Genomic DNA, 22167 nt, shown 5'->3' with positions numbered 1-22167 from the left:
GCGCTACAATATTCGCCTTTAGGGGCTAGATTGTTTATTTCACCCAATTGTCTTTATTGGTATGTGTAAGCGTTACTAGTACTTTAAATTTATTACGTAAGTGGCGGGCTGTTTGTTCTGCCGCATACACACTTCTATGTTGGCCTCCTGTACATCCAAAATTTATCATTAGACTGCTAAAGCCACGTTTAATATAATCTTCAACAGTGATATCAATTAAATCCCAAACACTGTTTAAAAAGGTATTCATTTTGGTACGTTGCTCTAAAAAATCTTGTACTGGCTTATCTTGACCGCTTAATGGTTTGTATTCATCAAAACGGCCAGGATTTAAAATGCCGCGCATATCAAATACATAGCCACCACCATTGTCAGTTTCATCTTTTGGTATGCCTTTTTTGTAGCTAAAACTATTAACAGTAATATGTAATGGCGTTTCTGCATTGGCTTGTACCGTAATAAAACGTTCAATGATGTCATCACTACCTATTAGTTTCAACATTCTATCAAACTCTGGGGTGATAATGCCCACACGCTTATGTTCTGTAAAGAATTTTAGATTTTGAAGTGCCAACGGTATGCTTGATAAGAAATGGGCTTTTCTCTCAAACAAACCTCTAAAGCCGTAGGCGCCCAATACTTGCAGTAATCGAATTAAAACGTAACCGTTGTACTGACTCACAAATGTGGTTCTATCCATTTGTCTTTCAAGCAAACCATCCACTTCATCCATATAGTAGTTAAGTAAACGGTCTTTCCAGTCTTCGCTAAGTTGTGCTTTTGCTTGCCAAAGTAAACTTGCCACATCATATTGCAAAGCACCTTTCATACCGCCTTGAAAATCTATAAAATACACATCGTCTTTTTCTACCAAAATATTGCGACTTTGAAAGTCACGAAACATAAAATACTTATTCTCGGTTTTGGTTAAATAAGTACTTAGTGCTTCAAAATCATCCAACATGGCTTGCTTATCGTAAGGAAGCTGCAACGTGTCTAGAAAATAGTATTTAAAATACAACAAATCACTTAAAATCGCTTGCTTGCCAAACTCTTTTGCTGTAAGGCATTGGCTATAATCAAGCCCATCATCACCTTTTATTTGTATACTCGCTAGGGCTTTTAAACTTTTTTCGAATAAGCTATAAGCATAGCTTTTGTGGCCATGTTGTTCTAATTTATTCAGCAAACTTTCAGTGCCTAAATCTTCTTGTATGTAAATGGTTTGCGTTTCATTTACACAAAATACGGTCGGCACAGGCAAACCCTGATTCTTAAAATTTTTACTAAAATAAATGAATGTACCGTTTTCTTTGACATTCAAATTATAGGTAGCAATAAACGTATTGTTGTTGCTTGCATAAATTCTAAAATAAATTCTATCACTACCGCTTTGAGGTAGTTTTTCTATCCGTATGGCAGCTTCGTTTGTATACGATTGATATAGCTTACCAATAGCATCAATAATTACATCCATTTGGTTGTTTTAATTTTTGGGCGAAAGTAGCAGTTAGATAGAAGAGCGAAACGTGAAATGTTAAAAGCAAAAATTGCTGAAACAATTTTTTCACATTTCCCCTCTCCCGTTTCACTTTCTTACACCGCTAGTGCATCAAACTTGATAGTTTTGATCCAAAGCTCGCCACATTCTTTTACAAATTTTTGATGTATATCATCTTTGTGATATTCGTCAATGCCTCTTGGTTCGTCAAATACCATTAATAACGATACTTGATAGCCTTTTAAAGGGTCATCCGCCTTGAACACTTGTGGCACACCTACGTGTGAATATTTAATTTGCTTTACCGTTACCAACTCATGCAAGCCATCTATTAACTTTTGCTTGTCTTCGGCACTATCTGGATTTTTTAACCAATAGAAAACTTGGTGCATCAATTTTTGTTTTGGTGCATCGTTGGTAATTGCCTTTTTATTGCTGCCAAATGCTGTGGTTGCCAAGGTTGCAAGGCCCGCTGTGCTTAAAAATTTTCTACGGCTAAAGTTTGTCATCGTTATTTATTTTTTACACTATTTATCCAATCGGTAATACCAAGATATACTTGCTTGGCTACTTGTGTTTGAAAGGTTTTTGTAATAATACGTTTTTCATCAGCAACATTGCTTAAAAACCCAATTTCTAATAAACAATTTGGAAAATCGGTTGGTGCATTTAACGTAAAATTGAAGTTGCCAATATTACCATATTCGTTCATTTTTATAGCCAACATGCGTTTTAAAATAGCAGTAGTTAATGGTCTAAAACCAATGTGTTTATAGTATGTGCTGCTACCGCTCACATCGGGCTTTGATGATGAGTTGAGATGAAAACTAATCAGTAAATCTGGGTTTTCTTGTTGAAGAAATAATACCCTATCGCTGTTGTTAAAAGTGGTGTCTTTGGTTCTCGTTTGTACAATGTTTTTAAAGCCAAGTGTTTTAAGCTGCTTTTCAAACGCTTTGGCAAATAGCAGTGTCAAATCTTTTTCAACCACATTGCTATTACTGCCGCCCGTACCACTATTTGTACCACCGTGACCTGCATCAATAGCTATTTTTAATTTTTTAATATTTACCAAATCTGGTTGGCGTTTTATTTTTATAACCAATGCTTTTTTGCTGTAGCCAATGGTATAACCCCAATGTTGCTGATGCACCAATTCTATCGTTACCCTTACTACATCGTCTTCTATTTGGTTATAGTAAATATTTTTAATTTCTTTAAGATTTTGTAATTGCGTTATCCAGTTGGTGTTGCTTTGTACACCATAAATATCTACCATGATTTTACTTGGTGCAATTTCCATCCAACTTTTATAGGGCAAGTGTTCGCCAATGCTAATAGAAGCAATATCGTAGCAGCTATCTGTTCCTTTTACATACCAACTATCGGTTAAGTAATAGGGTTTTAATTTAGTAATAGTATCTGCCACAACAAACTCTTTAGCGATGTAAGCTGTACGGTTTTTAGATAGTTGTACCAAAAACATCGATTGGGTAGAATCGATAATTTTTAATACCACATTGGTATCTAAATAGCCCATTTTAGCGCCGCCAAGTCTATCATCGCCTAGGCCATAGCTTAATGCAGGCAATTTGCCAGTTGTTTTTGCAAGCCAAAAAGATTTGGCTGTTTCTTGAGCAAATGATGCCGTACTAACTAACAACAACAGTGCGAAGGCGTATTTTTTCATAATTGAAAGATAAATAAAAGCCGCTAAAAACAAGGTTGCATAAGTGATAAATGTGTCTTTAAAACATTAGGTACTGCAACAGTTTGTTAAAAAGCTTACATCTTGCAGCTTTAGCCGTGTACAAAGCCTTATTTTTGATGTCTTAGAAGTGTTATTTATGAAGCAAATTGTTTTATTTTTTTCTTTTACAGCGGTTACTCTGTTGGCTTTTGCACAACCGAAAAAGGTAGTAGCAGACAAAATTATTGCTCAGGTAGGCGATAAGATTATTTTAAAGTCCGATATTTTAAATGCCATTGCCGATTACAAACGTCAGGGTGCAGAAGCACAATTACCAGCGAATCCTGAATGCTCATTTTTGGAAGGTCAGCTAATTCAAAAAGCTTTGGTATTGCAAGCAGAAAAAGATTCGCTACCAGTAACTGAAGATGAAATTGAAGCTGGCTTGGACTTACAAATTCGTCAGTTTATTGGCATGTATGGTTCAAAAGATGCGTTGGAAGAAATTGCCGGAAAAACTATTTACCAAATAAAAGAAGACTTTAGACAAAGTTTTAAAGAACGCAAATTAGCCGACCAAATGCGTGGTAAAATATTAGATGCGGTAAAAATTACACCTACTGAAGTAAAAGCTTATTTTAATAAAATTCCTACAGATAGCCTAGCTTACTATGAAAGCGAAGTAGAAATAAGCCAAGTGGTATTACAGCCTAAGGCTACTAAAGAGGTAGAAGAATATGTTATTAAACAATTGTATGATTTAAAACGACAAGCTGAAAGTGGCGTTAAACCATTTGCACAACTTGCAAAAGCCAACTCTGATGATAAAGGTACCGAACAGCAAGGTGGTACATTATCACTTAATCGAACAGGTAAAGACTTTGATAAAGACTTTACGGCGGCTACTTTTAGATTAAAGGATGGGCAAATTTCGCCAGTAATCAAATCTAAATTTGGCTATCATATTATTTATATGGTAAGCCGTAGTGGTGATGATGCCATTGTGCGTCATATACTTAAAATTCCGCCAGTAACAGAAGATGAAGTAAAAGCAAGCCTTGCGAAACTAGATACTATTCGCAAACAAATTATGGACAAAAGATACGACTTTGGCGAAGCCGTAAACCGTTTTAGCGAAGATGATAATAGTAAGTTTACAGGTGGTCGTTTATCGGACAGAACAGGTTCTACTTTTTTAAGTATTGACCAATTACCTGATAAAGAAATGGTAGTAGCTTTAAAAGACTTGAAAGTGGGCGATATTTCTAAGCCCCAAGCCTATATCAACGAAAGAGGTACTAAAATGGTGCGTATCATTTATCTTCAAAATCGCACAGAGCCACATAGGGAAAATTTAAAACAAGACTATAACCGTATTCAAGGAAGAGCTTTGGAAGAGAAGAAACAAGGTGTACTTGAAGCTTGGTTTAAAGAACATTTGCCGAACTATTATATTACCATTGATAAAGAATATACAACTTGTAGTGCATTAGCAGATTGGTGGAAATACGCTACAGATTTATAATAAGTATACCCTAAGATATCAAACAAAGCCCTCGCAGTACTGCGAGGGCTTTGTGTTTTGTAGCGCTTTAAGTGCTTGTAAAAAAGCATGTAGTAGTGTGTTGTACAGTATTTGTGAAAATAAAAGCGTTATACTACTACATCATCTCAAAGTTGTACATAAGATGTGTAGATATAGCTTTTAGAAACTTTTTTTAAGCTGAAACTTATAAGTATCACATTAGATGAGTTATATAAATACAAAATATACATTTTATAATCCTCGATTCAATTCTTAGAAAATCGTTTTGTAGTACTTGTTAAAATATTGCTTGTAATCGCATGTTGGTTTAGAGTAAACATGCTACTACAAAAAGCAAGTATTTGTGTAGGTAATTGAGCGGTGTTTTACTAGCTACTGGTGGTTAAACTAGTAAGACCTTTATGGTGTAATAAAACCAATATCCAAATCCTGATTTTCTAATGTTCTATGAAAAACCAATTTTGTTAATTCTTTAAAATCCTAAGACTAAAAAAGCAGTTTTTATCCTAATTACACCAATGGTTCTATGAAAAATCGAAAAGAATAGTTTAATGTTTCAAAAATCCAATAGCCTATTAAAACCAATTAAACTGTTCTCGAATCTGAAATATCTAGGAAAAACCGCTAGCCTGCCGCAATGCTAGTTCAATGTGATGTTGAGCTAAGTATTGCGGTAGTGCCATTTCTGCCATTAGTGTGCATCTATCCATTTTTCTTCTTAACTTTAATGTTCATTATGAAATAACTATGGCCACTTTACTTAGCGAGCCCCTTAGAGGCAGTATTGGCACTACTAAATATTATTGCACTATTGTATGGCGTAATGGCACATTAATAATGGACGAGCCCACAACTATAGCTGGTGGCGATAAAGGTCCTGACCCTTATAGTACTTTATTAGCCGCGCTAGCAGGTTGTACACTGTCTACTCTAAGAATGTATATTGATAGAAAGGGGTGGAATATTCCAGAAATAAATGTTACGTTGAATATGACACAAGACACAAGTGTGGAACTTGTTACCAATATCACAAGAGATATCACATTCACTGCAAATATTACAGACGAGCAAAGAGAGCGCTTGTTGGTGATAGCAAGTAAATGTCCAGTATCTAAAATTTTAGAAAATAAAATTATTATTAATACAACTGCCTAATTATTATGAATCCAAAAGAAATAACAAAAACCTATACTAACGGCGAGGTAACTATTCTTTGGCAAGCTGCATTATGCCAGCATTCAGGTGTATGTGTAAAAAATTTGCACAATGTATTTAAGCCACAAACACAACCTTGGATACAAATGGAACATGCAAGCTCAGAAGAAATTGTGGCTACTGTAGCCAAATGTCCTTCAGGCGCTTTAAGCATTGTAGAAAATAAGTAATAGCCAATATTAACCCCTTAAATACACCAATAATATGTCTCGTAAGCCATCGCTTTTACGATGTATTGTGATGGACCTGCTAGGTACAGCCACTTACATATTACCATTCTTGGGCGAAAGCTTCGATCTAATTTTTGCACCTATATCAGCAGTAATTTACTATTTCACCTTTGGCGGCAAGCTTGGTATAATGGGCGGCACCTTTAATTTTATTGAAGAAATATTACCCGGTACAGATATTATACCAACATTTACTATTACTTGGCTAATACTTAGATATAAAGAAAAGCATACCGAAGAATAAATAATAAAACGAAAATTACCTCAGCCAAATAGCATTTTCTCAAATAGCGAACGTAACTATTAGCATGCTCGTATATTTGCATATACAAATAAGGGATCACTAGATAAACCTTTTACTATACCTAACATTTACAAGTATGGCAGATACAATAACATCTCTACAAGGCTTTGGCAATCTTACCAGCAATTTCTCAACAACCGATACCATGCCTGTACTATTTCTTGGTCATGGTAGCCCTATGAATGCCATAGAAGAGAATGAATTTGTAACCGGTTTTAGAAATATTGGCGCAAGTATTACCAAACCAAATGCTATATTATGTATATCAGCACATTGGGAGACTCGTGGCACATTTGTAACTGCTATGGCTAAACCAGAAACCATTCACGACTTTGGTGGTTTTCCTAAGGCATTGTTTGATGTACAATATCCCGCGCCAGGCAGCCCAGAATTGGCGGCCACTACCAAGCAATTAATTACCAAAACTGATGTAGGCTTAACAGATTCTTGGGGGCTAGATCACGGTTGCTGGAGCGTTGTAAAACATTTATACCCTGCGGCAGATGTGCCTGTAATTCAAATGAGCCTTGACTATACAAAGCCACCACAATACCATTACGAATTAGCAAAAGAACTTGCTGTATTGCGTAATAAAGGTGTGCTTATTATTGGCAGCGGCAATCTAGTACACAACTTACGCATAGTAGCTTGGGATCAATTAGCCACTCCTGGTTTTGGTTACGATTGGGCAATAGAAGCAAGTACCAAAATGAAACAATATATTACCGAAGGCACTCATGATAAACTAATAAATTACAAAGCGCAAGGCAAAGCTTTTGATTTAGCTATCCCTTCGCCTGACCATTATTTACCACTACTATATACACTTGCCTTGCAAGCACCTAACGAGCAGGTACAACTCTTTAACGATAAGGCTTTGGGCGGTTCGATTACGATGACTTCTTTAAAAATAGACAAGGCTTAATATTGCTAGGTATATTTACCCGCAAACAACCACAGCAATGAAGCATCTATTAGTTGGTATCGCTCTATGTTTAAGTATTTGTAGTACTCAAGCGCAAATGTCTACCAAGCCTTTTATACTTGGTGTTATAGACAGCCTTGCATCAAAAGTGTTAGGCGAAACTAGAACGCTGAATATTTATTTACCAGAAGGCTACCAAGCCAACGATACCACTAAATATCCTGTGGTGTATTTACTTGATGGCTCGGCGGATGAAGATTTTATACATGTGGTAGGCTTGTATCAGTTTAATAATTTTTCTTGGATAAACCGTGTACCTAAAAGCATTGTAGTAGGCATTGCCAACGTAGACCGCAGAAGAGATTTTACTTACCCAACCACTGTTGTAGCAGATAAAAACAGAAACAAAACTTCGGGCCACTCAGAAGCTTTCATCAACTTTATACAGCAAGAGTTACAACCTTTTATAGAAGCAAGATATAAGGGCAGCGGTAACAATAATACCATCATTGGTCAATCGCTTGGTGGTTTATTGGCTACCGAAATATTGCTAAAGCGCCCAACACTATTTCAACAATACATTATTATTAGCCCAAGTATTTGGTGGGATAATGCCTCTTTATTGCAACTCAATTCACCCATATTAGATGCTAGTTTTTCGCAGCCAACTACTGTATATATTGGTGTGGGTAAAGAAGGGCTTGCACCTACAGCAGCGCCACATGTAATGGAAGTAGAAGCCAACTTATTGGTAGAAAAATTGAAAGCAAGTAAAAGCCCACAGCTTACTGTTTACTTCGATTATTTGCCTCAAGAAGACCACGCCACTATTACGCATCAAGCGATATTTAATGCATTACGATTATTATATCCTACAAAAGGGAAATAAGATATAGTTTCTTATACATTCGATTTTTTCTTCAGCTTAGCATAGTCTAAAAAGTAAATCACTTTTACTGAGAAATTATTCAGTTGATCGCTAGCAAGTGTAGATTTTAAGTTCTTGAAATAATCTCTATCTAACGTAGGATCAAAGTTTTGGATGGCATTTTTCCACCCAATATTTAAGAAACTACCTAGTGCAAACTGCCAAGTGTACACCATATCTATATTAAAATAATTAATATTATAGTTGGCTAAAGAAGAATAATCCCTAGCAGTTGTCATCAAACCGCCATCTTCTTGCAAATTATAGAATTGGTGATAATTTACGCGACTCCAATAGTGGCGCGCTCTTAGATTTACACCCATTTTGTTGTTGAAATTATATTTAAATACCCATATATTTTCTACTGAGTAACGTGTACGGCTACCCATAATACTTTTACCTGCATCTAAAGTGGCAAATCCAATATTATTATAGCGAAGCTGTATATTGGAATTCATAGATATGGTAAGCTTTTTGTTAAATCTATAGCTTTGGTTAGGACTAATATCTACACCACTTGTACCAAATTTTGATGTAGCATAGTAAGCCATTTCTAAGCCTGCAGAATATTTTTTAGCGTAGTTACTATTTAACCAAACATCTATTAAATGCTTCGCAGGTATTTTAAACACACGACCCTCTACCCGTGGCTCGTAAAAGTCGTTTTGCGCAGCGGTATACGATACATAAATACCCCCATTCCAGAGGTTTTTAAACTGACCATTAATATTGCTATTTACTTCAAACATTTGATAGCTTGAAGGCATATACCTTCTTGAATATGTGAGGTTAAAATTGAAACGTAAATTGTTGTACCACATATTGGGTTTCAACCATTTATAGCCTATCCACAAACCATGGTCTAGAAAATTATTATTGGTAGCATAGCCAAGGTCGTTTTGGCTATACTTATTATCGGTAAGGTTTTGGTATACACTAAAGTTAAATCTACCACTTGGCTTTGCAAAACCTAAGGTATGGCTATACCCAATTTGGTTACCACCATTTGGCAATATGCCTAATAGTTGGCTTACATCGGCCTGACCAGAAAAGTTCCACTTGTTTTTCTTATCGTACAAATCCCAAATACCAGCAGTTACATTGGCATCATAATCTTTGCCTGCACGCCACGTATTGGTATTAATAAGCGAGATACTTGAATTATTTTTTAGGGTTTGGTCTAATACAATAATGTTGTAATTGGTTAATGGACTTGTTTCTTCAGTACGACTTTTTCCCGTATTATCTTCAATGGTAGCGTATTGGGCACTACTTATTGCATTTAGTACGCCGATACCCAAGCCACTTGCCGTTCTACCGCTTATTTTAGTGGCATTAATTAATTTAGTAGCTGATGGATTACTAACAATGTGCTCATTACTAGTAAGGTTGTTTTGTACGTCCCAATAATGTAGTGGCTCGCCACCAATGCGCCTGCTGTAAAATAAATTGCCTTTGCTAAATAACTCAGTGCCTTCGGTAAAAAATGTGCGATTTTCATTATACTTAACTTCGAACGGCGATAGGTTAAGTACCTGATTGTCGCTTTGTATTTGACCAAAATCGGGTATTAACGTCATGTCTAGGGTAAAAGCCGCGCTAATGCCATACTTCACATCCAGCCCACCACTAATAGTAGTACTCCAAGTTTTAGGATTTGTGGTACCATCATGATTGGCGTAAGTAGCCAAGTATGGTGATAACGACAAACGCAATGGCGGCTTGATATTTTGAATATTGGTCCACAAGCCGGCTTGAGAAAATAAGGTACCCCCAACATTTGGGTTCAGAGGATACCAAAAATATTGTTTGCCGCTCTTCTTACGGTTGCGGGTAATATTAATGCCCCAATCTTGAATTTTATTGCTTGAAAAACGGATAGCTGAGTATGGAATGCGCATCTCAAATGTCCAGCCACCAGCTACAATATTGGCTTTAGATTCATATACACTATTCCAACTGCCGTCTTCACCATTGTTAGTGTATTTGGCATCGTATTGTTCACCTAGTGGTGTAATATAATAGCCAAAACCATTGATTTTATCTTTATAGGTATCAAACAAGACCCCAACATAATCATTTACCCCAATTACATCTCTGCCTACTAGTTCTTTAGAAATACTATCAACTGAAGCCTCGTGGCAAAAGCCACCTATGTAAATAGCATCGTCATCGTATAGTAAATAAATTTCAGTTTTATTTTTAGCGTCTTCAATATTCCCAAATGCTGGTCTAAACTCAACAAAATTAGTTGCTACAGGTGCTGCTAGCCATGCACTATCGTTAAGTACGCCATCTATCATTATTTTTTTATTGGTACGAACGGCGGGAATACTTTTATTGGTAATTGCGGTGGTAGTTGTTTGCGCTTGCGCAAATGAGATAGATAACAACAAGCTGCTTACGAAAAGAATTTTATCTATAAATGTATAACGTTTGTTTATATGCATTGCAAAGATATAATGGGTATAGAATGACACTTTGTTTAAGAATTGAACGTGAATGGCGCTAAAATGTTACAACAACTAAATAAATAATTACTATCTGAAAAGAATGTTAATGCTGATGAGTGGTTGGTTGTTTAAATTGGAATTTGCGATTTCGATGGCAATTAAAATGCTATAAATAGCTTTCTGCATGTTGTACATCATAACAAATAAACCACTACAATTTTGGGATAAAACCAATAACACGCATAAATACGCCTACATAAGTTACTTTTGCAGCATGAATATTACTTCAGCTACATACGTGATATCGTCTGCCGATTATTTACAATGCCCTAAGGCGGATAGACCAGAATATGCTTTCATTGGTAGAAGTAATGTGGGCAAATCATCGCTAATCAATTCTATTACACAGCGTCAAAAGCTAGCTAAAACATCGGCTGCGCCTGGAAAAACACAGTTAATCAACCATTTTGCGATAGAAAGTTCAAGTGGCCAAAAAGGTCTTAAAGACAAATGGTACTTGGTAGATTTACCAGGTTATGGCTATGCAAAACGCTCTTTAACAGATAGAAGACGTTGGGAGCAAATGATAGAACATTATTTGCGCAAGCGCGAAAATTTGGTAAACGTATTTGTTCTAATAGATAGTCGTCACAGTCCTCAAAAAAATGACCTTGAGTTTTTAAGTAATTTAGGCAAATGGCAAGTACCATTTACACTCGCATTTACTAAGGCTGATAAAGAAAAGCCAACTGTGGTTCAAAGAAATGTCAAAGCCTTTTTAGATGCCATGCGTGAAACATGGCAGTTTTTACCACAAAGCTTTGTTACAAGTGCAGAGAAAAATGTAGGCAGAGACGAAATATTAACTTTTATCGAAAACTGTAATAATGAGTTTGGTAAAGAACGCGTAGAAATATAAGTGCGTAAAAGTCACAGACGGAGATTACCCCATCCTAATTGTTGTAATAAAGTACACTAATAAGCCTATTTAGTTACACACTTTATCTGCACAACAACTGCTAGCAAAAGCTTCAGGCTTGGCTTTAAACGCAAAGCCCATCCCTAAAATATAGCCCATGGCTTCTTTTAAGGCGTCGTTACTTTTAAAGGCGGGATTGGTATTAATGTCTGCATGTACCTCCATATCTACCTTGTGCTCTATGAACAAGTCGCACAGCTCGTAGGCTATTTCAATACTTTTGGCAACTTCTACCAGCATCCGTTCTTTTAAGTGGTACCGCATTTTTGTTTTCTCGTTGTGGATATACATAAATCCACCTGCATGTTCGCGCAAGAAAACAATCACTGTGGCAAACTCAGTTTCTGAGCCCTTCACTTGGCTGTCGGTGCCAATACAAACTTTCAATCGTGTACCCTTTTCGGTTTCCTTAATAATGGCTTCCCGAACGGCTTCTTTAATAGGCAAATTGATGCTTTCTCCGTTAAATTTTCTCCAACGCATAGCACTATGTTTTGCGTAATTTAAATAATAAACATAATAGCTATGCCTTCTGTTGATTATCTTATTATTAACAGCCTGTGGGAAAGCTACAAAACAGCCTAATTTTTAGCAAAAAATTGTTATATGAGTTTTTGGTAACCATCTGTAGAACTACTATTTGGCTTTTGTTGCGTCGCACACTGCAACGCTTTTTTCATGCCTCGGCTTTTATTGTAGCGTAGATAATAGCATATCGTTCACTTAATATTTGTTTCTTTGTACCAAACTTTTAAAATTATCATGCGCCCTTTTGACGAGCAATTAGAACATTTAGTAGCCGAAGCGCTGCATGAAGATGTGGGTACCGGCGACCATAGCACCGTCAGTTGCATTCCTATTCACAAACTAGGTAAGGCAGTGCTTAAAGTAAAGCAAGAAGGTATACTTGCGGGCGTAAGCGTAGCAGAAAAAATATTTAAAATAGTAGAACCTACTGTGGTTTTTAAAGCCTATAAACAAGATGGCGATACGATGCAATATGGCGATATCGCTTTTGAGGTAGAAGCACATATACATACCATACTTACCTGTGAGCGATTAGTGCTAAACTGTATGCAACGTATGAGCGGTATTGCCACCCTCACTCATCAATACACACAAAAACTACAAGGCTATAAAACCAAGCTTTTAGATACACGTAAAACCACACCTAATTTTCGCTTACTAGAAAAAGAAGCGGTAAAAATAGGTGGCGGTATTAATCACCGATTTGGTCTCTACGATATGATTATGCTAAAAGATAATCATATAGATTATGCAGGTGGGCTAGAACAAGCTATTAATATGGCTTATAATTATGCACAATCTCTAAAGCCTAAACTTAATATAGAGGTAGAAACCCGCACATTAGCCGATGTAAAAACTGTATGCGCAGTAGGTAAAGGCAAGGTGTTTCGGGTAATGCTAGACAATTTTACACCCGAACAAATAACTGAAGCCTTAGCCATTATTGATGGTGCTTTCGAAACAGAAGCTAGTGGCGGTATTAATTTAGATACCATTCAAAGTTTTGCTGCCACTGGTGTAGATTATGTAAGTGTAGGCGGCTTAATACACCAAGCAAAGAGTTTAGATTTAAGTTTAAAAGCAGTAATTCTGTAACTTTAAAAGCATAGTAGTTATGGCTAAAAAATTCACTTTAAATACCAACGGTTTTGTATTTAGTACAGACCCAAACTTTAAGTTAGAAGATGATGAACCGATACAGGAAACCTTGCCCCCTGCCCAACAAAAACTGAGAATACGCCTAGAAACCAAACATAGAGGTGGCAAAGCTGTTACGCTAGTTACCGGCTTTATAGGTACGGATACTGACCTTGAAGATTTGGGAAAAAAATTAAAAAATTTTTGCGGAACAGGCGGCTCAGCAAAAGATGCTGAAATTATTATTCAAGGTGATCAAAGGGATAAAGTGTTACAATGGCTACTAAAGAATGATTACAAACTAACTAAGAAGGTTTAAAAATATTGTTACATGATTGTTTTGAAAATTGCGCTTGATTGGACGCCAAATATTAATCACATTGGGATTTTTATTGCCAAGGAACTTGGCTTTTACAGCGAAGTAGGGATCGATGTTCGCATTATTAGCCCTTTAGAAGATAATTACACCATTACGCCTGGTAAAAAGCTCGAGCTAGGTATAGCAGATTTTGCCATCGCACCATTTGAAACCGTTATTAGCCTTAACAATAAGCAGAATATAGTTGACGCTATTGCCGTGTATGCTATTTTACAAGAAGATATTAGTAGTGTGGTTACGCTTGCATCATCGCAAATTGATAATCCCCAACAACTTGATGGCAAAATATATGCGTCATATAAAGCTAGGTACGAAGACCATATTGTGAGAGAAATGATTAAGAACGATGGCGGTTCTGGCAATCTTAATATCATTTATCCTGAAAAATTAGGCATTTGGAATACATTGTTAACAAAGCAGGCAGATGCGACATGGATATTCAATAATTGGGAAGCCGTTGAAGCAGAAACGAAGGGCATTGCATTGAATAAATTTTCACTAAAAGCTTATAACATTCCATATTGCTACTCACCAATTATACTTGCTACAAAGCACCAAATTGATAACAATAAAGCTGCTTATACTAATTTCATACAAGCTACAAAAAAGGGCTATTTGTATGCTAAAGAAAATAAAGCAGTTGCAATAGATATTTTGGAAAAGCAACTTACACCCTACGATAAAGCAAATATAAATCTTTCAAAAGCCTTAGATGCAACAATACTTCACATTGGTGATGATGTTACTTGTGGTTTGATGCAGCCGGAAAGAGTAAATGCATTTTTAGAATGGCTTGTGAAACATGAATTAGAGCATAGTAGCATTTTGGGTCAAACACTTTTTACAAATGAATTAGTTGCTAAAGAATATTCATAATAACTATTTCATGTAAATATTGTTACCTAATTTGTAACTATTATTCAAACATGATTTTATTAAACGCCACTTCTGCTACTTATACCTTTTATGTACTTTTATTTGCAGCATTTATAGCTGCTTTGTTATATAGCTGTAAAATGTTGTATCAATCGTTACAAAGTAAAGATGAAGCTGCAGTTCGTAGAGCAAAATTCATACTCATGTTTTCGATTATTGCCCTTGTTTCTATAGGTATTGTTTGCTTTGCAATCACTGGTAAACTACCTGTAAATTAGTATTGCCCAAAGCAAATTCTCAGCAACCATCAACATCCTCGATTAATCCACCAACTTACTCTTTATAATAGCCATAAAAGCAGGCTTATAACTCTCGCCTAGTAATATTTCAGCGTTTACATTTTTAAGTGCAATAAGGTTGCCTTCGATGCCTGTAATTTTTGTAATGGGAATAATAAAGGATTTATGTACGCGCATAAATTGCTTTTGTGGCAAGCGTTCCTCAAGGTCTTTCATATTGGTATATACCAATATTTTTTGCCCATTACGATAAATGGCTACATAGTTTTTCATGCCTTCTATATAGTCAATATCGGCCAAGTTTATCTTCAGCATTTTACCTTTCGACTCTGTTTTTACAAACAAATAATCGTCTTCAATGTCCGGTAGTTCTTCCTCTTCTTTTGAAGGATGAATAAGCTTTAATGCTTTTTGCGTGGCCGCTAAGAAGCGTGGCATACTGATAGGTTTCAATAAATAATCTATTACTTCTAAATTGAACCCTTCTACAGCAAATTCAGTATAGGCAGTAGTAAGAATTACTTTGCTTTTATTGCCAATGGCTTTTATAAAATCAATGCCAGAAATCTCTGGCATCTGAATATCAAGAAATATTAAATCAATAGGCTTGGAAGCTACTATTTGCAAGCCTTCGATTGGGTTTAAAGTAGTGTCTACAAGTTCTAAAAAAGGTGTTTGCTTAATATAGTGTACCAAGATGTCAATAGCGTGTTGCTCATCATCTACTACTAAACATTTTATCATAACTTATTAATGATTAATTCGGTGGTATAAAAGTCTGCTTCGTCTATAATGTTGATATTGTATCTATTATGGTACACCATATCAAGACGCTTTTTGGTATTATCTAAACCGATACCAGTAGATAGCTCTTTAGGGCCAGTTTTCTTTTTGTTTTTGCAAACAAAAGTTAGCACATCGTCTTCGACTGTAAGCTTTATTTCTATCGGATATTCTGGGTTTTTTAAATCGCCATGCTTAAAAGCATTTTCAACAATAGTAATTAACACAAATGGTATTAGCATTACTTCGCCTACGAAACCATGTACCTCAAAATTAACGTTAAGATTGTTACTAAAACGGAGTTGGTTTATTTTAATTACATTGCGTAAATGTTCTATTTCATCTTTTAGCAGTACCTTACCATCAATGGCATTGTCTTTACTTAGTGCGTAGCGCATTATTTGCGATAGTGTTAAAATCCCATCGGATAATTCTTCTGAATAAGGTAAAGATTTTGCGTAAAAAAAGTTAAGTGTATTGTGTAAAAAATGCGGATTAATTTGTGCTTTTAAAAAATTATAATTGGCTTGAAGACTTTGAATTTCTAATATTTTCTGCATTTTTTTATCGTCTCTAAGACTGTTTAAATATGCAATTAGTAAACTTATACCCAATAAAAACATGGTGGCAATAACAGTTGAAAAAATTATAAGACTAATTGTAAGAGGTGTCTTAGACGTACTTGGTACTATATAAGGCATCATTTTATGTGACAATAAATAATACGCCTCACAAGCTATTAATACTAATAAACTGTAAACAATATAATGCCATGCTTTTTTCTTCAATACGATTAATCTATGGAAATAATTGAGGGTATAGTAGAAAAACACAATATTAAAAATAGTGCCAATAATTAATTGTACGATGCTTTTTATGGTTGTAAAATCTTCAAGTTTATAGGGTTGGTCTGGCACTTTTACAAATGCAATTACAAACAAACTAAAAAACTCAAGTACAATATTTAATCCTACACACCAAAGTGTCACTTTTAGTAGGGAATAGCGTTTCTTTTTAAAATGCATATTACTATAAAATTAAGCCTTTATTCATTTAAACAAATGAAAGGTGATCGCCACTATTTTCCATGGCAATGGGTAAAAATAGATACCAAAGTATTGCGTGCAAAATAATAGCAGTGTTTGTATAGCTTTCGGTAATTTGTGTAACCACCTTGCTATTATGGGTTTTAAGCCCGTATGACAAAATATCTTTGCCATCTTTTTGTAACGCCCATTCAGCCATGGGATTGTTGCGTACATGTAGCTGGTAATTGTTTAAACCCCACTGCACTATAAAACAACTTGAATACCACTTTTCTGGCACAATGGTAATAATAGTATTATTAGATGCATTGGTAACAGCTATGTGGTTTTTCCACAGGTTGGTTTGTTTGATGGTAAATGATTCGCCATTAATGGTTACCAAAGCTTTTCTGCTGTTACTTTTATAATCAACAAAGAAGCTTGCAAGGGCTTCATCATTATGTTTAAATTGGTAATGACCTTCACCAGTTTTTACCCAATGTTTTATCGGTGTCATAAAAATATTTTATTAAAACTTTCCAAGATTCTAAATCTTAGAAAGTCCACTTTCTTATACTTTAAAATAAGACTCTAACTCATGAAGTGTGTCTTCACTTGTTTGCATATCTTTAATAATTCTGCCTTTTTCCATTACCAAAATACGCTTGCATACATCGGTTATATGGTTTAAATCGTGGCTACTTATTAGAATCGTCATACTTTTCTTTTCGTGTAGTTCACGCAATATTTGTAGTAATCTACTTTGAGAAGAAGGGTCCAAATTTGCAAAGGGCTCATCTAGAATGAGTAACTCAGGATTTTGTAACATACAAGCGGCAATACCTACTTTAAATTGGTTACCTTTTGATAGATCTCGTAAGTACTTGCCGCTCTTTAAAATAGCACCATCAAAAAAACTAGTAAAGCCTTGTAAAAACTCATCTACATCCGCTTTAGAAAGGTTATTTAATTTACCTACAAAATAGAAATATTCTTCTGGTGTAAGATAGTTTATCAAGAAGCCTTCGTCTAAATAAGCGGCTGTGTATTGTTTCCATTCTTCACTTTTGGTAATACTTTTATCTTTCGATAAAATCTCACCACGATCTGCCCTAATTAGGTCTAAAATCAAACGAAAAAAAGTGGTTTTACCTGCACCGTTATTGCCTGCAAGGCCAATGATTTCGCCTTGTTGAATGTGTAACTCGTTAATGTCAACAGCTATTTTACCGTTGTAGACTTTTCCTATATTGTTTACTGTAAGCATGATATTTTAGTTTTATAATTTGAAGTTTGTGGTTATGTCGTTCTATTGTTTTGTGTTCTGTGTGTTTTGTTGCTTTTTATCATGGTAATCACACCAATCATCTTAATCAGCGGTTATTATTCCTCTCTAAAGCCTTCTAGTATTTTGTATTTGCGTAGCATAAATTCTTTGGTTAAAATATCCATCCACCAATCTTGTAGCAAGAAGCTTATTAACCCAAGTAAACCAACCGCAATAATGCCTGCCCAAGGATTTACAAAAAAGCCAAGTGGGAAATACAATAAACCGCCTATTAGGAAAATAGCTAAGCTGTATAACCATTGTGCCGCCCCGGTACCTTGGTAGTTAAAAGTGGCTGCTTTGCCCAAATCGAGGCCTTTGTAGCTGCGTGTTGCAAAATAGATGCATATAATAGCATGAATACCTACGTTGAAAAAATACGCTGCTATTTGTATAGGAATAATACGCCAGTTAATAAAACCATACGGAAGAGATATCAACATAGCAATAGTACTAAAAGCAGTAAGCAAATAGAACTTGCTTTTAATAAAGGTTTTAATGTTGGTGTTGCTAGCCATAATGCCATCAAAGTGTACACTTTGCCAAGCAAATAGAAACTGCCCAAAGCTAGCCATAAACATGCCTGTAATAATTATGCTACCCATTAATACCATGCCTAGCATGTTTTTTTCAAAATATGCTTGCTTATAAAAAATAAAACCATAAGCCAAGAATATTACAGAGAGCATTAGCAATGAACGTGGTCTTTTATTACGGAGAATCAGTTTAAGATCTACCGCTATTAAATCACCAATATTACCAAAGCGTTGTAGCCAAGAGAATTCGTTTGAGGTTTTGGCCTTTGCTGATTTGCTGATTTCTTCGATGTACAAATTGTTGTACAAAAAGTTACTGTTATTAATAAACGCAAGTGCTGCAAAAGCAATAGCTACAAAGCATAGCCATGCATTGTGTAGAATACCAGTAAATAAAAAAGCAGATACTTTTTGTAGTGAGAAAATACCAAAATAATCACCTAGCATAAACAACACTACAGTTACAAAAAAGCCAACCATCCACCAAGCATTTATTACCGTTTTGCGTTTTACATACAGTATTATAAAGTGGTTGAATACACATAAGCTAATGATACTTACTACAAACCCTGCAGCTACTGCTGCACCATAAGCTTTGCCAATACCTGTAATAGAAAAAGGGATAAATAAGATAAGTGGCAACAGGTTTAAAAAGGTGAACAAAGAACGCCAGTTTAAAAACTGTACCAATTGCTTGCGCTTAATGTTGTGTGCCAAATAAGGCTGCACAGCAATGGTAGGTAACTTTTGCAGCATGAAGCGTATTAAAATATCGAAGGCGAAATAATATAGTATAAAACCGCTGAAAACAGTCACTACATCTTGACCTGGTACTAGCTTTGTAATAATGGCTTTTACTGCAAAGCCAAGTAGTAAGGCACTACCTAACAAATACAACATTAAAAAGCCCATAAAAATTTGAATGGCAACGCTTTTGCCAGCATTGCGGCTTCGCCAAAAAGCCTTCCATTGGTGTGATAATAAGAGTGAAATCATAACGATGCTATTTTAAAATTGATGGTGTATAATTGGGTTAGTTGTTACCTAATCTGCCTTTTTCCTCTTCAAGACCAGTGGTTCTTGTTTTGCTTGCACGTACTCTATTATTACCAAACTTGTAAGTAAATACAAGGTTTACAAAGCGACTTTCGTTTTTATTGTAGGTATGAATAGTGCCGCCGTTATACAAGGTGTTAATGCGGTATTCAAAGGTGTTAAATATGTCTTTTACGTTGCAGGCCAGCGTGCCTTTGCCATTCATTATTGGTTTACTTAGGCCAATGTTTACTTGTAGCATACCATCAATATTATAAATGCCCGAAGCAATTGGTGTACTATAATATGCTTGTATTTCAGCTTTCCATTTTTTTGGTAATGCAAATGTGTTGGTAGTATTGATATAGCCTGTAACCCTTGAATTTACTGCATTTCCAAAAGATTGTGCATCGTATTTAGCATAAAAAGAACCTAGCGTATTTACGCTACCCCATTTGCCTTTAAAAAAGCTTTTTTGACTTGTAACTGTCAATGAAACGACAGTTGCATTGTTTAAATTATCATAAGTACTTATTACAGAACTATCGTTGCCAGGTTTATATACTTGTGCCAAGGTTTGTGTAATGTGTGAGTAGCTTAAGGTAGTAAATAATTTGTATTTATAAACATGAGTTAGCTCAAAAGAGTGTACAAATGTTGGTAGAATTTTCGGGTTGCCTTGTGTATAGCTAAATTGACTTTGGTACACCACAAACGGGTTCACTATTTCGTAGCCAAAACGCTGAATGCTTTTGCGATAGCTTAGCTTAAACATGTGCGAAGCAGACTTAGTATAGGATACTGCTACATTTGGAAATAAGCTAATGTATTGGTTGGTATTGTTCTGGTTTATAGTTACAGATGTGCCATTGGTGCTTGTATATTCCGTGCGAAGTCCTGCTTGAAAGCTATACTTTTTTATAGTTTTATTAAGGTTGATATAACCTGCCAAAATATTTTCTTTATAAATAAAGTGGTTAGTTTTATTAGCATCTACTTGCCAATTATTGCTTATTTGTTGTTCCCAAAGTACATCGTTGTCAGTTTTAGCAAACGATGCTTTTGCACCTGCTTCCCATTTACCAAATTTGGTAGTGTTTGTAAAATCGGCTGTGATAGATTTTAGTGTGACAATAGATGGCGAATTATCTCTTAAGTAAAATGGTGGTTGGTATTGCAAGCCTTTATCATCGTAATAGCGTGTAGTAAAGTCATCGTTCCACTCTCTGTTGTATTGAAAATAATCTGCGTTAAAAACAATGTCTTTTTTGCCTGCACTATCTAATAGTTTTTTATAATATACGTTAATTGCAGGATTAAAAATGGTTGCTGTGCCAGAGGTTGTAATGTTAGAAGTACTGTCTTTTGCCATGCCTGTAACATGTAAATCCGTATTGTGCTCTACTTGTCTATCTCTTATCACCGAAATACCTTTTGCTAAAAAGCCAAAAGAACTGCGTTTGTTTATGTCGTAATCAAAACCAATTTTATAGTTGTGATTACTGCGTTTTCTTACTTCGTATTCTGTTTCTGCAAGGGTTGCATTACTGCCAATATTTCTATCAGATGTACTCTGAATGTACTGCGGATTGTAAGCATAGTCGTAACTGCCGTAAATATTGGATTTTACATCTCTATGATTAAGTGTTAGGCCAGTATTGCCCCGTACATATCTGCCAGTACCTACCCCAAGTGTGGCAGTGCCATTGGTGCCCAGGTTTTTATTTTTTGCCAAAATTATATTTATGACACTTGCACCTTGTGCATCGTATTTAGCCGAAGGATTTGAAATCACTTCTACTTTTTCTATACCATTGGCTTGCATAGCCGATAGACTCGTTTTTAAATCTTCGCCAGTAAGGTTTGATGGACGACCGTTAATTAAAACCGTAACCGATTTGCCATTTAGGCTGAGGCTATTGTTTTGCTCCACTACGCCCGGCGCTCTTAATATGACATCGTAAGCATTACCACCAGCAGCAATCGGGCTAGATGCTACGTTTAAGGTTAGCTTATCCGCAGACATGACGATAAATGGCTTGGCAGAGGTTATTGTTACTGCTTTTAAGCCTTGTTGGTCTAAAATAAGTTTATGGGTAAATGCTTGTGTAGGTTCGCCATTTACAGTAATACCTGTAAGGCTTGCCGTCTTATAGCCAATATATTGAACAGAAAGGCTGTAAGTGCCATTGCCAAGATTTTTAAAGGTATAAGCGCCTTTGTTGTCAGATATGGTGGTTTTTATAGTTGTAGTGCTACTAGATAAAATTATAGTTGCATTTGGTAAAGCTTGCTTGCTCAAACTATCAATAACGGTACCCGTTATCTGATTGGTTTTGTTTTGTGCCAATGCACTTAAACTTGTAATAAAAAGAAAAGCGGTAAAAGCGAAGCGGCTCATTTTTTCAGTTTTGTAGTGCAAACATATAGGCGCCTGCAATTTTGGCTGAAAATATTGTACAAAATGGCTT

At 35.7% G+C, this 22167-nt stretch carries 22 protein-coding genes; 11 read left to right on the top strand and 11 right to left on the bottom strand.

Annotated features, from left to right (window positions below):
- Window positions 1–34: 34 nt before the first annotated feature.
- The 3 genes from ACFOW1_RS10185 to ACFOW1_RS10175 form a co-directional block, all read right to left on the bottom strand.
- Window positions 35–1477, bottom strand: coding sequence for a RapZ C-terminal domain-containing protein (locus ACFOW1_RS10185; RefSeq protein ID WP_379014044.1), 1443 nt, complete (start codon window positions 1475–1477; stop codon window positions 35–37).
- Window positions 1478–1596: 119 nt separating this feature from the next.
- Window positions 1597–2010, bottom strand: coding sequence for a Dabb family protein (locus tag ACFOW1_RS10180; protein WP_379014042.1), 414 nt, complete (start codon window positions 2008–2010; stop codon window positions 1597–1599).
- A 2-nt stretch (window positions 2011–2012) separates the two neighbouring features.
- Window positions 2013–3191: an N-acetylmuramoyl-L-alanine amidase gene (locus ACFOW1_RS10175; RefSeq protein WP_379014041.1), complete on the bottom strand. Its 1179-nt coding sequence runs from the start codon at window positions 3189–3191 to the stop codon at window positions 2013–2015.
- 157 nt (window positions 3192–3348) lie between these two features.
- Between ACFOW1_RS10175 and ACFOW1_RS10170 the strand changes: the two genes are divergently transcribed.
- The 6 genes from ACFOW1_RS10170 to ACFOW1_RS10145 all read left to right on the top strand — a co-directional run bounded on the left by ACFOW1_RS10170 (window position 3349) and on the right by ACFOW1_RS10145 (window position 8300).
- Window positions 3349–4716, top strand: a complete 1368-nt coding sequence (locus ACFOW1_RS10170; protein WP_379014040.1) for a peptidylprolyl isomerase — start codon at window positions 3349–3351, stop codon at window positions 4714–4716.
- 768 nt (window positions 4717–5484) lie between these two features.
- A complete protein-coding gene (locus tag ACFOW1_RS10165) occupies window positions 5485–5892 on the top strand; it encodes an OsmC family protein (protein ID WP_379014038.1) in 408 nt (135 codons plus the stop codon).
- A 5-nt stretch (window positions 5893–5897) separates the two neighbouring features.
- Window positions 5898–6122 carry a (4Fe-4S)-binding protein gene (locus ACFOW1_RS10160; RefSeq protein ID WP_379014036.1) on the top strand — a complete coding sequence of 75 codons (225 nt, stop codon included), beginning with the start codon at window positions 5898–5900 and terminating at the stop codon, window positions 6120–6122.
- Window positions 6123–6156: 34 nt separating this feature from the next.
- Window positions 6157–6426: a hypothetical protein gene (locus tag ACFOW1_RS10155; protein ID WP_379014035.1), complete on the top strand. Its 270-nt coding sequence runs from the start codon at window positions 6157–6159 to the stop codon at window positions 6424–6426.
- A 136-nt stretch (window positions 6427–6562) separates the two neighbouring features.
- Entirely contained in the window at window positions 6563–7411 is an 849-nt protein-coding gene (gene ygiD / locus ACFOW1_RS10150; protein WP_379014033.1) for a 4,5-DOPA-extradiol-dioxygenase, read from the top strand.
- Between the two features lie 37 nt (window positions 7412–7448).
- Window positions 7449–8300, top strand: coding sequence for an alpha/beta hydrolase (locus ACFOW1_RS10145; RefSeq protein ID WP_379014032.1), 852 nt, complete (start codon window positions 7449–7451; stop codon window positions 8298–8300).
- Window positions 8301–8311: 11 nt separating this feature from the next.
- Here the strand turns inward: ACFOW1_RS10145 and ACFOW1_RS10140 are convergent, their stop codons facing one another.
- Window positions 8312–10789: a DUF5916 domain-containing protein gene (locus ACFOW1_RS10140; protein WP_379014031.1), complete on the bottom strand. Its 2478-nt coding sequence runs from the start codon at window positions 10787–10789 to the stop codon at window positions 8312–8314.
- Window positions 10790–11066: 277 nt separating this feature from the next.
- On the opposite strand from ACFOW1_RS10140, the gene yihA reads away from it, so the two are divergent.
- On the top strand, window positions 11067–11711 hold the full coding sequence (yihA, locus tag ACFOW1_RS10135; protein WP_379014029.1) for a ribosome biogenesis GTP-binding protein YihA/YsxC: 645 nt from the start codon (window positions 11067–11069) through the stop codon (window positions 11709–11711).
- Window positions 11712–11780: 69 nt separating this feature from the next.
- On the opposite strand, the gene ACFOW1_RS10130 is transcribed toward yihA, so the two are convergent.
- Entirely contained in the window at window positions 11781–12254 is a 474-nt protein-coding gene (locus tag ACFOW1_RS10130) for a ribonuclease H-like YkuK family protein (protein WP_379014028.1), read from the bottom strand.
- A 279-nt stretch (window positions 12255–12533) separates the two neighbouring features.
- On the opposite strand from ACFOW1_RS10130, the gene nadC reads away from it, so the two are divergent.
- From nadC to ACFOW1_RS10110, 4 genes are read left to right on the top strand one after another with little or no spacing between them, the layout of a single operon-like run.
- A complete protein-coding gene (gene nadC, locus ACFOW1_RS10125; RefSeq protein WP_379014026.1) occupies window positions 12534–13394 on the top strand; it encodes a carboxylating nicotinate-nucleotide diphosphorylase in 861 nt (286 codons plus the stop codon).
- A gap of 19 nt (window positions 13395–13413) precedes the next feature.
- A complete protein-coding gene (locus tag ACFOW1_RS10120; protein WP_379014024.1) occupies window positions 13414–13755 on the top strand; it encodes a translation initiation factor in 342 nt (113 codons plus the stop codon).
- Window positions 13756–13767: 12 nt separating this feature from the next.
- Window positions 13768–14691: an ABC transporter substrate-binding protein gene (locus ACFOW1_RS10115; RefSeq protein WP_379014023.1), complete on the top strand. Its 924-nt coding sequence runs from the start codon at window positions 13768–13770 to the stop codon at window positions 14689–14691.
- A 50-nt stretch (window positions 14692–14741) separates the two neighbouring features.
- The gene (locus tag ACFOW1_RS10110) at window positions 14742–14969 is read left to right on the top strand and encodes a hypothetical protein (protein WP_379014022.1); all 228 of its coding nucleotides are present in this window, start codon (window positions 14742–14744) and stop codon (window positions 14967–14969) included.
- Window positions 14970–15011: 42 nt separating this feature from the next.
- Here the strand turns inward: ACFOW1_RS10110 and ACFOW1_RS10105 are convergent, their stop codons facing one another.
- From ACFOW1_RS10105 to ACFOW1_RS10080, 6 genes are all read right to left on the bottom strand, one after another.
- The gene (locus ACFOW1_RS10105) at window positions 15012–15734 is read right to left on the bottom strand and encodes a LytR/AlgR family response regulator transcription factor (RefSeq protein ID WP_379014021.1); all 723 of its coding nucleotides are present in this window, start codon (window positions 15732–15734) and stop codon (window positions 15012–15014) included.
- Window positions 15731–16798 carry a sensor histidine kinase gene (locus ACFOW1_RS10100; protein ID WP_379014020.1) on the bottom strand — a complete coding sequence of 356 codons (1068 nt, stop codon included), beginning with the start codon at window positions 16796–16798 and terminating at the stop codon, window positions 15731–15733. Before ACFOW1_RS10100 ends, ACFOW1_RS10105 begins: the two co-directional genes overlap by 4 nt.
- A gap of 28 nt (window positions 16799–16826) precedes the next feature.
- Window positions 16827–17315: a hypothetical protein gene (locus ACFOW1_RS10095; protein WP_379014019.1), complete on the bottom strand. Its 489-nt coding sequence runs from the start codon at window positions 17313–17315 to the stop codon at window positions 16827–16829.
- Window positions 17316–17369: 54 nt separating this feature from the next.
- The gene (locus ACFOW1_RS10090) at window positions 17370–18065 is read right to left on the bottom strand and encodes an ABC transporter ATP-binding protein (RefSeq protein WP_379014017.1); all 696 of its coding nucleotides are present in this window, start codon (window positions 18063–18065) and stop codon (window positions 17370–17372) included.
- Window positions 18066–18181: 116 nt separating this feature from the next.
- Window positions 18182–19657 carry a DUF5687 family protein gene (locus tag ACFOW1_RS10085; protein WP_379014015.1) on the bottom strand — a complete coding sequence of 492 codons (1476 nt, stop codon included), beginning with the start codon at window positions 19655–19657 and terminating at the stop codon, window positions 18182–18184.
- Between the two features lie 37 nt (window positions 19658–19694).
- Window positions 19695–22097, bottom strand: coding sequence for an outer membrane beta-barrel protein (locus tag ACFOW1_RS10080; RefSeq protein ID WP_379014013.1), 2403 nt, complete (start codon window positions 22095–22097; stop codon window positions 19695–19697).
- Window positions 22098–22167 lie beyond the last annotated feature (70 nt).

This window comes from Parasediminibacterium paludis, assembly GCF_042651445.1.
GTDB classification, from domain to species: domain Bacteria; phylum Bacteroidota; class Bacteroidia; order Chitinophagales; family Chitinophagaceae; genus Parasediminibacterium; species Parasediminibacterium paludis.
The sequence above is the reverse complement of the archived record's forward strand: the minus strand, read 5'-3'. Positions and strand labels throughout refer to the sequence as shown.

Excerpts from the sequence above, each read along its gene's own strand:
- ACFOW1_RS10085 (WP_379014015.1), bottom strand. The coding sequence starts at position 19,657 with ATGATTTCACTCTTATTATCACACCAATGGAAGGCTTTTTGGCGAAGC.
- ACFOW1_RS10165 (WP_379014038.1), top strand. The coding sequence starts at position 5,485 with ATGGCCACTTTACTTAGCGAGCCCCTTAGAGGCAGTATTGGCACTACT.
- ACFOW1_RS10115 (WP_379014023.1), top strand. The coding sequence starts at position 13,768 with ATGATTGTTTTGAAAATTGCGCTTGATTGGACGCCAAATATTAATCAC.
- ACFOW1_RS10185 (WP_379014044.1), bottom strand. The coding sequence starts at position 1,477 with ATGGATGTAATTATTGATGCTATTGGTAAGCTATATCAATCGTATACA.
- ACFOW1_RS10080 (WP_379014013.1), bottom strand. The coding sequence starts at position 22,097 with ATGAGCCGCTTCGCTTTTACCGCTTTTCTTTTTATTACAAGTTTAAGT.
- ACFOW1_RS10160 (WP_379014036.1), top strand. The coding sequence starts at position 5,898 with ATGAATCCAAAAGAAATAACAAAAACCTATACTAACGGCGAGGTAACT.
- ACFOW1_RS10095 (WP_379014019.1), bottom strand. The coding sequence starts at position 17,315 with ATGACACCGATAAAACATTGGGTAAAAACTGGTGAAGGTCATTACCAA.
- ACFOW1_RS10170 (WP_379014040.1), top strand. The coding sequence starts at position 3,349 with ATGAAGCAAATTGTTTTATTTTTTTCTTTTACAGCGGTTACTCTGTTG.
- ACFOW1_RS10180 (WP_379014042.1), bottom strand. The coding sequence starts at position 2,010 with ATGACAAACTTTAGCCGTAGAAAATTTTTAAGCACAGCGGGCCTTGCA.
- nadC (WP_379014026.1), top strand. The coding sequence starts at position 12,534 with ATGCGCCCTTTTGACGAGCAATTAGAACATTTAGTAGCCGAAGCGCTG.
- ACFOW1_RS10120 (WP_379014024.1), top strand. The coding sequence starts at position 13,414 with ATGGCTAAAAAATTCACTTTAAATACCAACGGTTTTGTATTTAGTACA.
- ACFOW1_RS10175 (WP_379014041.1), bottom strand. The coding sequence starts at position 3,191 with ATGAAAAAATACGCCTTCGCACTGTTGTTGTTAGTTAGTACGGCATCA.
- ACFOW1_RS10110 (WP_379014022.1), top strand. The coding sequence starts at position 14,742 with ATGATTTTATTAAACGCCACTTCTGCTACTTATACCTTTTATGTACTT.
- ACFOW1_RS10145 (WP_379014032.1), top strand. The coding sequence starts at position 7,449 with ATGAAGCATCTATTAGTTGGTATCGCTCTATGTTTAAGTATTTGTAGT.
- ACFOW1_RS10090 (WP_379014017.1), bottom strand. The coding sequence starts at position 18,065 with ATGCTTACAGTAAACAATATAGGAAAAGTCTACAACGGTAAAATAGCT.
- ACFOW1_RS10100 (WP_379014020.1), bottom strand. The coding sequence starts at position 16,798 with ATGCATTTTAAAAAGAAACGCTATTCCCTACTAAAAGTGACACTTTGG.
- ygiD (WP_379014033.1), top strand. The coding sequence starts at position 6,563 with ATGGCAGATACAATAACATCTCTACAAGGCTTTGGCAATCTTACCAGC.
- ACFOW1_RS10105 (WP_379014021.1), bottom strand. The coding sequence starts at position 15,734 with ATGATAAAATGTTTAGTAGTAGATGATGAGCAACACGCTATTGACATC.
- ACFOW1_RS10140 (WP_379014031.1), bottom strand. The coding sequence starts at position 10,789 with ATGCATATAAACAAACGTTATACATTTATAGATAAAATTCTTTTCGTA.
- ACFOW1_RS10130 (WP_379014028.1), bottom strand. The coding sequence starts at position 12,254 with ATGCGTTGGAGAAAATTTAACGGAGAAAGCATCAATTTGCCTATTAAA.
- yihA (WP_379014029.1), top strand. The coding sequence starts at position 11,067 with ATGAATATTACTTCAGCTACATACGTGATATCGTCTGCCGATTATTTA.
- ACFOW1_RS10155 (WP_379014035.1), top strand. The coding sequence starts at position 6,157 with ATGTCTCGTAAGCCATCGCTTTTACGATGTATTGTGATGGACCTGCTA.